General features: G+C 63.3%; 12 protein-coding genes. 7 read left to right on the forward strand and 5 right to left on the reverse strand.

All coding sequences use genetic code 11. The annotated features are described in order from the left end of the window. Nucleotides 1-76: 76 nt before the first annotated feature. From hspQ to QM672_RS05760, 3 genes are all read right to left on the reverse strand, one after another. Complete coding sequence (gene hspQ / locus QM672_RS05750) at nucleotides 77-409, reverse strand: heat shock protein HspQ (protein WP_068284888.1); 333 nt, start codon at nucleotides 407-409, stop codon at nucleotides 77-79. Nucleotides 410-581: 172 nt separating this feature from the next. Continuing rightward, nucleotides 582-1,502 carry a lysophospholipid acyltransferase family protein gene (locus QM672_RS05755; RefSeq protein ID WP_415081203.1) on the reverse strand — a complete coding sequence of 307 codons (921 nt, stop codon included), beginning with the start codon at nucleotides 1,500-1,502 and terminating at the stop codon, nucleotides 582-584. Between the two features lie 45 nt (nucleotides 1,503-1,547). Next, the gene (locus QM672_RS05760) at nucleotides 1,548-2,723 is read right to left on the reverse strand and encodes a UbiH/UbiF family hydroxylase (RefSeq protein WP_415081205.1); all 1,176 of its coding nucleotides are present in this window, start codon (nucleotides 2,721-2,723) and stop codon (nucleotides 1,548-1,550) included. A 121-nt stretch (nucleotides 2,724-2,844) separates the two neighbouring features. Between QM672_RS05760 and QM672_RS05765 the strand changes: the two genes are divergently transcribed. From QM672_RS05765 to QM672_RS05795, 7 genes are all read left to right on the forward strand, one after another. After that, entirely contained in the window at nucleotides 2,845-4,011 is a 1,167-nt protein-coding gene (locus tag QM672_RS05765; RefSeq protein ID WP_311936116.1) for a D-alanyl-D-alanine carboxypeptidase family protein, read from the forward strand. Continuing rightward, nucleotides 4,008-4,655, forward strand: a complete 648-nt coding sequence (gene tmk, locus QM672_RS05770) for a dTMP kinase (RefSeq protein ID WP_415081207.1) — start codon at nucleotides 4,008-4,010, stop codon at nucleotides 4,653-4,655. The genes QM672_RS05765 and tmk overlap by 4 nt, the downstream gene beginning before the upstream one ends. After that, nucleotides 4,652-5,692 carry a DNA polymerase III subunit delta' gene (locus QM672_RS05775; protein ID WP_415081209.1) on the forward strand — a complete coding sequence of 347 codons (1,041 nt, stop codon included), beginning with the start codon at nucleotides 4,652-4,654 and terminating at the stop codon, nucleotides 5,690-5,692. Before tmk ends, QM672_RS05775 begins: the two co-directional genes overlap by 4 nt. 162 nt (nucleotides 5,693-5,854) lie before the next feature. After that, nucleotides 5,855-7,420: a methionine--tRNA ligase gene (gene metG / locus QM672_RS05780; protein ID WP_367622754.1), complete on the forward strand. Its 1,566-nt coding sequence runs from the start codon at nucleotides 5,855-5,857 to the stop codon at nucleotides 7,418-7,420. A 17-nt stretch (nucleotides 7,421-7,437) separates the two neighbouring features. Further along, entirely contained in the window at nucleotides 7,438-8,238 is an 801-nt protein-coding gene (locus tag QM672_RS05785; protein WP_415081211.1) for a TatD family hydrolase, read from the forward strand. A 4-nt stretch (nucleotides 8,239-8,242) separates the two neighbouring features. Continuing rightward, nucleotides 8,243-9,064, forward strand: a complete 822-nt coding sequence (locus QM672_RS05790; RefSeq protein WP_415081213.1) for an MBL fold metallo-hydrolase — start codon at nucleotides 8,243-8,245, stop codon at nucleotides 9,062-9,064. A 201-nt stretch (nucleotides 9,065-9,265) separates the two neighbouring features. Continuing rightward, nucleotides 9,266-10,918, forward strand: coding sequence for a Na/Pi cotransporter family protein (locus QM672_RS05795; protein WP_311936090.1), 1,653 nt, complete (start codon nucleotides 9,266-9,268; stop codon nucleotides 10,916-10,918). Nucleotides 10,919-10,982: 64 nt separating this feature from the next. Here QM672_RS05795 and QM672_RS05800 read toward each other — a convergent pair whose 3' ends face one another. Next, complete coding sequence (locus QM672_RS05800; protein WP_415081215.1) at nucleotides 10,983-12,221, reverse strand: Zn-dependent hydrolase; 1,239 nt, start codon at nucleotides 12,219-12,221, stop codon at nucleotides 10,983-10,985. After that, nucleotides 12,218-13,426 (reverse strand): diaminopropionate ammonia-lyase, encoded by a 1,209-nt coding sequence (locus QM672_RS05805; protein WP_415081217.1) that lies wholly within the window; start codon nucleotides 13,424-13,426, stop codon nucleotides 12,218-12,220. The genes QM672_RS05800 and QM672_RS05805 overlap by 4 nt, the downstream gene beginning before the upstream one ends. Nucleotides 13,427-13,437 lie beyond the last annotated feature (11 nt).

A 13,437-nucleotide genomic window follows, 5' to 3' on the forward strand; every position in this document is an offset into this window, starting at 1 on the left:
CCGGCCTTTTCATATCGGAAGGTGGCTGCCTCGCACCGATCGCAGAAGTCGCCGAAACGCTCAACGGGCCACGTTGTCAGTGCCGCGTCCCGGGCTTCAGCCGATAGCCGCCATCGTCATCGCGATCGAAGAGTTCCTCGATCTGCGTATTCCGGACCGGCCTGCCACTGTCGTCGATCACCAGATTCTGCTCGGAGACATAGGCGACATATTCGGTCTCCTCATTCTCCGCGAACAGATGATAGAAGGGCTGATCCTTCGAAGGGCGCACATCTTCCGGAATGGACTGCCACCATTCTTCCGTATTGGCGAACTCCGGATCGACATCGAAGATGACGCCGCGGAATGGATAGATGCGGTGGCGCACCACTTGACCGATAAAGAACTTTGCTTCCCGCGCTTTATTCATACGCCGTTCAATCGTCATCTGTGCTCGGCAAGTCTGCAATAGTGATGCCTGCAAGCCGGGCGATACCGAGTCCGCCACAACTGCGCGGACCTGCTATCCCGTTATCAGGATAGCAGTATTCTCGTCAAAGTCGTCCAATATTTCATTAAGAGAGGGATGACATGGCCGGCCATCATCCCCAGCGTCGGTGTGCCCACATCCATTGTTCGGGCTGTTCGCGGATCCACCGCTCGAACAGGACATGAATTCTGCGCGTCGCTTCGGCGATGTCGGCATCGCGGTCGGCGGTATGCGGCACCTCGATCCTCTCCGTCTCGATATAGAAATGCACGCCGCGGGTGCGTACGCAACGCGCAGCAAGCAATACGGCATCGTTGCTGCGTGCCAGCAAGGCCGGAAATGGCGTGGTCGGGGCCGGACGGCCGAAGAATGGCACCACGACGCCCCGGCGGTCGCGCAGATCCGCCAGCAATGCGACCGAACCGCCTTCGCGTACGATGCGCATCAGCTTGCGCGCAATGTCGTTGCCCTTGGCGAACAGGCCGCGCGCATAGCGGTCCCGCCGGGCCAGCATGATATAGTCGTCGACCTTGGGGTTTTTCATGCGTTGATAGACACCGGCGGCCTTGATGCCGCGGACCAGGGTTGGATAGATCACCAATTCCCAATTGCCGGTATGCATCGAGACAAAGACGCTGCCCTTGCCGGAAATCTTCAGCGTATCCAATAGCGTGCCGGTGCGGTCGTCGATGCGGCCGGCACGCATGATGCGCTCGCTGATCAGCGCTTCTGCAAAAGTCCGGCCGAGTTGCATCCACATGGCCCGTGCGATGGCTTCGATCTCGGCACGCGATTTTTCGGGGTAGGCCGCGGCAAGATGACGAAGGGCACGTTCATGGCGGCGCAGATGCGGCGCGACGAGGCGCCAAATCGCCCCCATCACCCATGAGCTGAAGTCGATGGGCAATATATGCAACAAGCCGGCAAGGGCACGCAGTGCGCTATATTCGAAGGCGTATTTGATCCGCCGCGTGCGGCGTCTTCCCCCCTTTTCGTCTGCGCCGCCTGCCACGATGCCTTCCGCTGTTTCCACGACGTGCTCGTCCCGCTGGCCATTGAAACCAGAAGCGGGAAGAATTCAATGCTCGGCGGCGCGAGCGAGCCCCTGCCGCATCATCACCCGCCTCAGGGGACCGACACGCTCAAGGGCGTAGAGCCCCAGACCACGCAGGCCCTGCAGAGGGAAATGCCCTGAGAGCAAGGACCGGTTCAAGAGATCGACCGCCGAATGGCGCGTCCCGATGTCGAGCCGCCTTGCCTTGGCATAGGCCTCGGTCACGCCGGCATCGCCGGGATCGCGGGCGGCCTCCAGGGCCTTGGCCAGGGCCGCGATATCGCGCAGTGTCAGATTGAAGCCTTGCGCCCCGATCGGCGGCAGCACATGGGCGGCCTCGCCGATCAGCGCGACCCGCTCGGCCGCCTGGGTCACCGCCACCACAGCACTCATCGGCCAGAAGGAGCGCCGGCCGTCGACCTCGACATGGCCGAGCAGGGCATGGCTCTGGATTTCGATGGCCCGGGAGAGGGCCGCATCATCCATTGCCCGCAACTCATCCGCCTTTTCAGGGGAGACCACCCAGACGAGGCTGGCCCGCTGCCCCGGCAGGGGCACCAATGTGAACGGACCGGACTCGGTGTGGAACTCCGTGGAGACATCGCGATGCAGGCGGCCGATCTTCAGATTGAGGGCCAGTGCCATCTGCGGATAGTCATGGCTCCGCGTCTCGATCCCGGCCGCCTGCCTGACGAGGGAGCTGCGCCCGTCGGCGGCAACGGCGAGATCGGCGGTCAGATCAGGCCGTCCATCCAGCTTGAGAACGAGGCCGCTCGAGCCGCGTTCGGCGGCAAGCACCCGCACCGGCAGATGTTCGACACCGGCCTCCTGCAGGCGGGCCTGAAGGATCTGGGTCAGGGCGCCATTGGGGATATTCCAGCCAAAGGCCTCCAAGCCGATCTCCTCCGCCTTGAAGGCGACAGGGCGTGCACGCAGGAGCCGTTGTGTCGCATCGACGATGGACATCACCCGCAGCGGCGCTGCCTCCGGATGGCCCGCAATCGGAATGCCCGCCTTCGCCAGAGCCTGGATGCTGCCGTCGAGCAGAGCGGTGGTACGGGTGTCGCCAACATTGCCGGGCGGGCCCACCAGGGTGGTCCTGAAGCCTTTTGCAGCAAGGACCGCGGCACAGGCCAAGCCTGCGAGCCCAGCGCCCACAATGACGATCGAACGATGATTTGATTCACGATTGGCTGGCATGATGTTCAATGGAATTAACGCTCTCTGAAGCGGACGTCACCTGTTTTCGGATGCTGCGGACCAGGCGCAATTGCGCCGGAGCGCGCGAATTTGGTACTATCGGGCAGAACGGACATCGGCGATGAAAAGCGTTGTCATCGGGCTATTTCTGGCGGCCGTCGTGCTGGTGCCACCGTTGCGTGCGGAGCCGTTCACCACCACCGCGCCGATCGCCCTGGTGATCGAAACAGGTTCGGGCACGGTCCTGCTCGACAAGAACGCCGACAAGCCGGTCGAGCCAGCCGCCATGGCCAAGATCATGACCGTCGCCGTCGTCGCCGAAGCCCTGCGCAAGGGCCAGGCTTCGAGAGAGACCGAATATCCGATTTCGGAGGACATCTGGCGCAAGGGTGGTGCCCCCTCGGGCAGTGCCACCATGTTCGCCGCCGTGAGGAGCCGGGTGCGTGTCGATGATCTCCTGCGCGGGGTGATGGTCCAGGCCGCCAATGATGCCTGCCTCGCGTTGTCGGCGGGGCTCACGGGCCAGCTCGAGGGCCTGGTGCCGCGGATGAACACGCTGGCCGCCGAAATCGGCTTGCAGCACACGCAGTTCCGCAATGTCACCGGCTTTGCCGATCCGGCCCAATTGACCACGGCGCGGGACCTCGCCCGGCTGCTCGGCTGGCTCCGCCGGAACGAGCCGGACATCTATGCCATCTACCAGGAGCGGGATTTCACCTGGAACAAGATCCGGCAGACCAACCGCAATCCCCTGCTCACCCAGGGCTTGGGGGTCGATGGCGGCGTCACCGGAGCATCCGACACGGCGGGCTATGGCGTGGTCGTTTCGGCCCTTCACGGCGACCAGCACTTCATCATGGTGCTGCACGGCCTGCAATCGAATGCCGAACGGGCGACGGAAGCCAAACGGGTCCTTGAATGGGCCGAAAATTCATTCCGCCCGCGTCTCGTCTTCGCCAAGGGGGAGATCGTCGGCGAGGCTTCCGTCTATGGCGGCACGGCCAATTCCGTGCCCGTCGTGGCCGATCGCGACGTCTCCATGCTGGTAGACAGCAGCGGCACGGAAAAACTCAGTGCCAAATTGCTCTATGACGGGCCCCTCGAGGCCCCGGTACAGAAAAACAGCGCCGTCGGCCGGCTCCAGATCCTGCGCGAGGGACAGGTGTCTCTGGAAATTCCCCTGTATGCAGCCGCCGATGTGCCAGTCGGCAGTCTTCCCCAACGCGCATTCGGTGCTATCTACGAGCTTGGCATCGGATTGATACAGGGTGGGCACGACAAGCGATGAAGGGCCGGTTCATAACGTTCGAAGGCGGCGAGGGTGTGGGTAAGTCTACCCAGATCCGCCGGCTGGCGGCATCCTTGAACGCGCTCGGCGTCGAGACCCTGCTGACCCGCGAGCCCGGCGGCTCGCCGCATGCCGAGGAATTGCGTGAAGTGCTGCTTTCCGGCGGCGCCAAGCATTTCGGCCCCTTTGCCGAAACGATTCTGTTCTATGCGGCGCGCGACGATCATCTCAACGCAACGATCAGGCCGGCCTTGGCAAGGGGGGCGTGGGTGCTATGCGATCGCTTCATGGATTCGACTCGCGCCTATCAGGGCGTGCTGGGCGAGGTCGAGCCAGCCTTGATCCGCTCGATCGAACGCGTGGTGGTGGGTTCCACCGTGCCCGACCTCACGCTCATTCTCGACATGCCGGCCCGTGATGGGCTCGCCAGGGTCCGCTCCCGCGGCGCGGCCATCGATCGCTTCGAGGGAGAGAGCCTGGTTTTCCATGAAAAGCTGCGCGAGGCCTTCCTGGCCATCGCCGAATTCGAACCTCGCCGCTGCGCCGTCGTCGATGCCTCCGCCTCGCAGGACGAGGTTGCCGCGGCGATTCTCGGCGTCGTGCGAAGAAGGCTCGACCTCGATGCGGCCCGGGTGCCGGCATGAGCGAACGCCTCGAAAGCGACATGCTGGCCGACAGCCCGCATCCGCGCGAAACCATGCAATTGATCGGCCAAGACCGGGCAGAGCAGGCTTTGCTGAGCGCCTATCGTTCAGGCCGCATCCATCACGCCTGGCTGTTGGGTGGCCCCGAGGGCGTCGGCAAGGCAACGCTGGCCTATCGCATGGCCAAATTCGTGCTGACCCATCCCGATCCTCACCAACTCGGCGAGGCGACCAGCCTCTCGGTCGCCGCGGACGCCACGGCGGCACGCCAGATCGTGTCGCAATCCCATGTCGATCTTGCGGTGCTGCGTCGCCTTCCCAACGACAAGACCAAGGGGTTCTATTCCAACATTCGTGTCGACGACGTCCGCAGCGTGGTGCGTTTCCTCGGCTCGACCGCCGGGGCAGGGGGGTGGCGCATCGCCATCATCGACTCTGCCGAAGACCTGGCACGTGAGGGCGCCAACGCCCTGCTCAAAGTCCTGGAAGAGCCGCCGCCGCGGGTGCTTTTCCTGATGATATCGCATCAGCCGGCCCGCCTCCTGCCGACCATCCGCTCGCGCTGCCGGCTGCTCACGCTCGATCCCCTCGGCGACGCCGATGTCCTCAAGGCAGCGGCACAGGCGCGTCCAGACCTGCCCGAAGAGAGGCTGGCTGCAGGAGCTGCCCTGGCGCAGGGCAGCGTCAGGCGCGCCTTGACCCTGGCGGACGGGGAGGGGGTATCCCTGCACCGCTCCCTCACGGACCTGCTGGCCAAGCTGCCCCGGATCGACGTGGCTGCAGCCCATGCTCTCGCCGACCGCTGCGCCAACAAGGCAGGCGACGAGAATTTCGCGCTCCTGCTCGACTTCCTCGACGAATGGCTGCATCAGCGCCTGCTGGCGGCACGTGGCGAACCCGTGGCCCGCCTTGCGCGCTGGGCTGATGTATGGGAGAAGGCCCGCCATGCTGCGCGTGATGTCGAGGCCTATAATCTCGACCGCAAACCTTTCGTGCTCGCGACCCTCGGCTTGCTCGCCGAAGCTTCCGCAGCCTGAAGGGTTTTGCGTTTAGACGAAATTGCGTCGACTCGCGAAACGCCCCAGGCATTTTCCGGCGAAAAGTCTCTCAACTTTCTCCGAAAATGCTCTACATCAGGAATCCCTGATGCGCGGCCTGACTGGCGGTGTCGCGCATCGTTGTCAGGAAAAGCGTCATCGATGGCCGAGAAAGACACCTATTACATCACCACGGCGATCTCCTATCCCAATGGCAAACCCCATATCGGGCATGCCTATGAGCTGATCGCGACCGATGCCATCGCCCGCTTCAAGCGGCTCGACGGGAATGATGTGTTCTTCCTCACAGGCACCGACGAGCACGGCCAGAAGATGCTGCAGACGGCGGCCAAGCAGGGCACCACGGCCCAGGCCCTGGCCGATCAGAACTCGGAATATTTCCGCGAGATGGCCCGGGTGCTCAATGCGTCGAACGACGATTTCATCCGCACCAGCGAAGAGCGCCATCATCGCGCCTGCCAGGAAATCTGGCGCCGGATGGAGGCGGCCGGCGACATCTATCTGTCGAAATATTCGGGCTGGTATTCGGTGCGCGACGAAGCCTTCTTCGACGAGAAGGACCTGGCTCTCAATTCCGATGGCTCCCGTTCGGTGATCGAGACCGGTGCCAAGGTGGAATGGGTGGAGGAGGAAAGCTATTTCTTTCGCCTTTCCGCCTATCAGGATCGCCTGCTGAAGCATTATGAGAGCCATCCTGGCTTCATCGGCCCGGAGGAACGCCGCAACGAGATCCTGAGTTTCGTGCGCTCGGGCCTGCGTGACCTTTCCATCAGCCGCACCACCTTCGATTGGGGCGTGCCGGTTCCCGGCAACCCCAAGCACGTGATGTATGTCTGGGTCGATGCCCTCACCAATTACCTGACGGCGACAGGCTTTCCGGATACCGATACCGAACGCTCCAAATTCTGGCCGGCCAGCGTGCATATCATCGGCAAGGACATCGTGCGCTTCCACACGGTCTATTGGCCTGCTTTCCTGATGTCGGCCGGTATCGAGTTGCCGCATCGCGTCTTCGGCCATGGCTTCCTGTTCAACCGCGGCGAGAAGATGTCGAAATCGGTCGGCAACGTGATCGATCCCTTCACCCTTGCCGAGCATTACGGCGTCGACCAGTTGCGCTATTTCTTCCTGCGCGAGGTTCCCTTCGGCCAGGACGGCAATTATTCGCATGAAGCGATCGTCAACCGCATCAATGCCGACCTCGCCAATGATTTCGGCAATCTGGCCAATCGCTGTCTGAAGATGATCGCGGCCAATTGCGGTGGCAAGGTACCCAGCCCCGGCGATCTCCTGCCGTCCGACGAACAATTGCTGAAGGCGGCGGACAACCTGATCTGGCAGGCTCGGGACGCCATCTTCAATTTCGCCCTGCACACCATCCTGGCCGATCTGTGGAGCGTCGTGGGCGAAGCCAACCGCTATTTTGCGGCCGAAGAGCCCTGGAAGCTGAAGACCAGCAACCCGGCGCGCATGGAGACGGTGCTTTACGTCACGGCCGAGGTGGTCCGCCAGGTTGCCATCCTGGCCCAGCCGGTGATCCCGGCAGGGGCAGCGCGACTGCTCGACCAGTTGGCTGTGCCGGAAGACGCGCGCGACTTCGACCATCTCGGCATTGACGGCCGCCTATCACCGGACGCCGAACTGCCGGCACCGACAGCCGTGTTCCCCCGCTATGTCGAGGCGGTCGACGGGGCAGGCAAGGCCTGAGACGGACAAGCTGAACCATGCTGATCGATAGCCACTGCCATCTCGATTTTCCCGACCTGCAAGCCGAGATCGACGACGTCGTGGCACGTGCCCGCCAGGCCGGGATCGGGCGCATGATCACCATCTCGACCCGTATCCGCCAGTTCGAGAAGATCAGGGCACTGATCGAGCGCTATGACGACGTCTTCGGCTCGATCGGCACGCATTGCCTGCACGCCCATGAGGAGGACGACATCCCGCTCGACACCATCCTGGAACTCGCCGCCCATCCCAAGGTGGTGGCGATCGGCGAGGCCGGGCTGGACTATCACTATGACTACGCACCGCGCGACATGCAGGCGCGCGGGTTTCGCAAGCATATCGCCGCGGCACGGCTCACGGGACTGCCGCTGGTGATCCATGCCCGCCAGGCCGACAAGGACATCGGCGACATTCTCGAGGAAGAAATGGAGAAGGGGGCCTTCAGCGCCGTCCTCCATTGCTATTCGTCCGGCCCCGAACTGGCCCGGCGGGGGCTCGCGCTCGGTTTCTACGTCTCCTTCTCCGGCATCCTCACCTTCAAGTCGGCCGAGGAGATCCGGGATATCGCCCGCTTCGTCCCACATGACCGGCTGCTGGTTGAAACGGATGCGCCCTATCTCGCGCCCATGCCATTCCGCGGCAAGCGCAACGAGCCAGCCTTTATGGCCAATACCGCGCGGATCCTGGCTGAGACCATCGGCTTGAACGAAAGCGAGGTGGCGAGGCAAACCAGCGAGAACGCCTTCCGCCTCTTCACCAAGATGCCGCGTCCCGACGGTATCAAGGCAGCAGCCTGACGCCATGAAGTTGACTGCGACATTGCTGGGCTGCGGTTCCTCCGGCGGCATCCCCCGGGTCGGATTTGGCTGGGGCAGTTGCGATCCCCACGAGCCACGCAACCGGCGCCGGCGCTGCGCCCTCCTGCTCGAACAGGATGGAGCGGAAGGCGGCCGTACCACGGTGCTGATCGATACCGGCGCCGACATGCGCCAGCAATTGCTGGACGCCGAGGTCAAGGCGGTCGACGGCGTGCTCTACACTCATGATCACGCCGATCATACCCATGGTATCGACGATCTGCGCGTGCTGGCGCTTTATCAGCGCAGCCTTGTCGACGTCTACGCCGACCGACGCACCGCTGCCCTGCTGCGAAACCGTTTCGACTATTGCTTCGAGACGCCACCGGGCTCGTCCTATCCTCCCATCCTGACGCTCAACACGATCACGGTCGGGCAGGCGGTCAGTGTCGACGGCGCCGGCGGCTCGATCACGGCTCTGCCGTTCGAGCAGGACCACGGCGACATCCAATCCCTCGGATTCAGGATTGGGGACTTTGCATATTCCAGCGATATCAATGGATTGCCTAGAGAAAGCGAAGCATTGCTTCAGGACCTCGACATCTGGATCGTCGACGCGCTTCGCCCCACGCCGCATCCCAGCCATTGGTCACTGCCGGAGACACTGGCCTGGATCGAGAAATTGAAACCGCGCCGCGCCATCCTGACCAACATGCACACGGACATGGATTATCAGACCTTGCGACGCAGCCTGCCGGCGGGCGTGGAACCGGGCTATGACGGCATGCGCATCGAACTGGCACCACCGGGAGCAGGCCGCGCCTAGACGGTAGCGCTCCACCGCTCTCACTCCTTGGTTCGACACGTTTTTGCGATCCGTGGCGTGATCGCCAGATCGCAAAACGTTTCGGAACAAATTGACCGCAAGCGTCGAAATATGACGTTAATGTTCATGCTGTTTCAATTGCTTATGTGATAGATTCCTCTTTCTTGTCATGAAAAGGATTCGTCCTAAGGAATTGCTCGGTTGGCTGGTCAGCACGTTTTTCTCAATCTTCTCGCAGGTGTCGCACTCCTGATCTGGTCCACCCGCCTGGTCAAGACGGGGATCATGCGGGCCTTCGGCGAACGATTGCGCGGCGTGATTTCGCGGGCCACTTCCAATCGGTTTTCCGCCTGCCTGGCGGGGGCAGGGGTGGCGGCAGCCCTGCAGAGTTCGACCGGCTCGACCCTTCTGGTGATGTCCTTCGTCGAGCGGGGCTTCCTCACGCTCGCCATGGCCCTGGCCGTCTTACTCGGCAGCAATGTCGGCACCACGCTCGTGGTTCAGGCATTGTCCTTCGATCTGTCGGCCCTGATGCCCGTCCTGATCATCGCGGGCGTGGCTTCGTTCATGCTCGGGCGCTCATCCGTCTCGCAGAATGTCGGCCGCGCCATGATCGGCCTCGGACTGATGATCCTGTCGCTGCACCTGGTCGTCGGGATCGCCGATCCGATCCGCCAGAGCGAAATCATGACGTTGATCTTCGAACGCCTCAATGGCCAGCCCTGGGCTGCGCTGCTGATCGGGGCTGGACTGGCTTGGCTGGTGCATTCGAGCGTGGCGATCCTGCTGCTGGTGATGTCGCTCTCGGGGGCAGGGGTGGTGGGCATTCCACTCGGCCTTGCCCTGGTGCTGGGGGCCAATATCGGCTCGGGACTGGCTCCTCTCGGTCTGTCTCTGGCTGCCCCGATCGAAGTCCGACGCGCTTTGCTCGGCAATCTCGGCACCCGCCTGGTCGGGGCCGTGGTGCTCTTGCCCCTGATCGGCCTCATTCAGCCCTGGCTGGCGCAATTGGAAGCCTCCGGGGCCCGCCAGATCGCCAATTTCCATGTCGGCTTCAACTTAGCTCTTCTGATCGTCTTCCTGCCTTTCATCGACCAGACCGCCCGCCTGCTCGAAAGGCTGGTGAGGGCGCCGGAGGCGCCGATTGGCGAGCGCCCCTCGCCTGTACTCGACGAAGGGGATTTCGACAGCCCCTCGGTCGCTCTGGTGGCTGCCTCGCGCGAGGTGATCCGGCTGGCCGAACTGGTTGAGATCATGCTGCGGGAATCGATCATAACCTTCGAGGAACAGGACGATTCCAGGCGCAAGCAAATCAGCCAGCTCGACTATCAAGTCGACCGGTTGCAGGAGAACATCAAACTCTATCTGACCCGGCTGACCCGCACGCCGCTCGACAAGGACATGAGCCGGAAGGCGTTCGAGCTCATCCTGTTCACCACCAATCTCGAACATGTCGGCGACATCCTCGATAAGACCCTGCTTGAACTGGCCGCCAAGAAGCAGCGGCTCAATCTGAGCTTCTCAAGCGAGGGCTGGGCTGAAATCAAGGCCATGCATCGCGAAGTGGTGGCGCAGATGCGCCTCGCCATCACGGTGTTCATGACCCAGGATCCCGTCATGGCCCGCCAATTGGTGGTGGCCAAGGATCATATCCGCAATTTCGAACGCTCGGCGGCGGAGAGCCACCTCAATCGCCTGCGGGCCGGTACGCTGGCCTCGATCGAGACCAGTTCGCTGCATATGGACGTCATCCGCGACCTCAAGCGCATCGTCGCTCATCTGACGGCCGTGGCCTATCCGATCCTCGAGGCAGCGGGAGAACTTTCGACCTCACGCCTCAAGGATGCTGGATAATCATCTGATATCAATTAGATAAATAGAATTTTTCAGACGATTGATCGGCTGCAGTGGATCGGAATCATCCTGCCGCCGTGAGACTTCGCACCACATCAAGGAGCACGTTCGCACCGGCAAGAAGATCGGCATCCGGCGTGAACTCCTTGGGATTATGACTAATTCCGGCAATGCTGGGCACGAAGATCATGGCCGAGGGCGCGATCCGCGCCATCATCTGGGCATCATGGCCCGCACCGGAGGTCATCCGGCGGCAGGGTAGGCCCCGGCGGCCGGCCGCCTGTTCGATCCGATCCACCACCCCCCTGTCGAAGACAACCGGCTCGAATCGGGCGAGGCGCTCGACGGATACCGCGACGCCCTCCGACCGGGCGAGCTCATCAAGGAAAGAGGCGAGGGCGCTTTCCGCCTCGCGCAGGCGCATCTCATCGGGATCGCGCAGGTCCACCGTAAGGTTCGCCCGTGCCGGGATGACGTTGATGGCATTCGGCTCGAACCGAAGACTGCCGACGGTCGCCACCGACGGCATGTCGGCGGCAACGGCCTGCTCGCGCAGAAAGGTAATCACGCGCGCCGCGGCATGGCCGGCATCATGGCGCAGCGACATAGGGGTGGTGCCGGCGTGATTGGCGACGCCCTCGATGGTGACGCGTTGCCAGGAGATGCCTTGCAGCGTCTCGACAGCACCAATGGCCAGACCTTCGCGTTCGAGTACCGGGCCTTGCTCGATATGAAGCTCCAGATAGGCATGTGGCTTGAGGAAACCGGGCTCCCGTTCGCCCGCATAGCCGATCCGCCGCAGTTCCTCGCCAAGCCTGGTGCCATCGATGCCGATGGAGGCCAGCGCCTCCTCGACCGACAATCCGCCGGCATGGACCAGTGAACCCATCATGTCCGGCGCATAACGTACGCCTTCCTCATTGGTGAAGGCGGCTATGGCGATCGGGCGACTTGGGCGCCAGCCGGAGGATTTCAGCGTCTCGATCACTTCGAGGCCCGACAGAACACCATAGCAACCGTCATAGATTCCGGCGTCGATGACGGTGTCGATATGCGAGCCGAGGAGGACCGGGGCATCGTCCCTTACGCTCTCCGGACGCCAGATACCGAAGATATTGCCGATCCTGTCGATCGCGACCTCGAGGCCCGCATCCTCGAGCCATCGAACCAGGCTGTCGCGCCCCGCTCTGTCGGCGTCGGATGCGGCCAATCGGGTCAGCCGGCCGTCGTCCCCACGCCCGATCGCCCCGAGACTGCGCAGCCGCCCCAGCAAGCGCTCGGCCTGGATGGATACCTCGCTCATGCCTGAATCTCCCCATTTGCCATCCGCACATCCGCCGGGTCGAGGCCGACAAGATCCCGGTATCGTGCGGGATCGGTGGCGCCTTCGCTGTTGATCACCAGGACGCGGGCATTGGCATCCAGGCCGAGTGCCTGGCGCATGGCATCGCCCCGAGCCGCCCGGAGCAAGCCGGCCAGGCCGGCCGCGCCGCTCTCGCCCGCGACGATAGCTGGATCGCCCGGCAAGGGACGCGCCAGGGCCTTCATCGCCGCGATCGCTTCCTCGTCCTCCACCGTCATGAAACCGTCCGCCACGCGCATCAGGATCCGCCATGCGACCTGGGACGGCTCGTAGCATTCCAGCATCGCCATCACCGTGGGAGCACCATGGTCGACCTTCACGGGCTGGCCGGCCTGCGCGCTGGCGAAGATACAGGCCGAGAGCGCCGGCTCGACCACCACCAGCTTCGGCCGCTGCGCTTCGAGGACGAGTGCAGCATGGCCGCCAAGCGCTGCCGCAATGCCGCCGACACCGGCCTGGACGAATAAATGGGTCGGCGGTTCGCGCATCTGCTGCAAGGCTTCTCGCAGAATGGTGGTGTAGCCCTGCATCACCAGGCTCGGGATGCGCTCATAGCCTGCCCAGGACGTGTCGGAGACGACAGTCCAGCCCCTGGCTTGGCTGACACGCGCGGCCTCGGCCACGGAGTCGTCATAGGTGCCACCCACCCGCACGATCTCAGCCCCGAACGCCGCGATCGCCTGCACGCGCCCCGGGCTCACACCGCCATGCACGAAGATCACGGCCTTCGCCCCGACAAACCGGGCCCCCTGGGCCACGGAGCGACCGTGATTGCCGTCTGTCGCACAGGCGAAAACCATTTCGGCGGCGACCGATCTGACCTCATCCTGCCCGAGTTGCGTATAATCGACTGTCCGCCCCAGCTGCCGGCTGGCCTTCTCGATCACCAGCCGCACCACGGCATAGGCTCCGCCAAGAGCCTTGAAACTACAAAGACCTAGACGGTGAGCCTCATCTTTTACGAGGAGTTCGCCGATACCGAGCCGCGTCGCGAGAGCGGGCAGAGAGAGCAGGGGGGTCGGATGGTGGTCGGCCCGAACGGCCAGGAAGCGCTCGACTTCGTCCGCACCGGCGCGTCCCAGCGTGGAACGGTCGTCGGCGAGGAGTGGGGAGCGATAGTACGCATCGGAATTGAGCAGAAGCATCGGGGATCTCC

The sequence above is a fragment of the Labrys sp. (in: a-proteobacteria) genome (assembly GCF_047605565.1).
GTDB lineage: Bacteria > Pseudomonadota > Alphaproteobacteria > Rhizobiales > Labraceae > Labrys > Labrys neptuniae.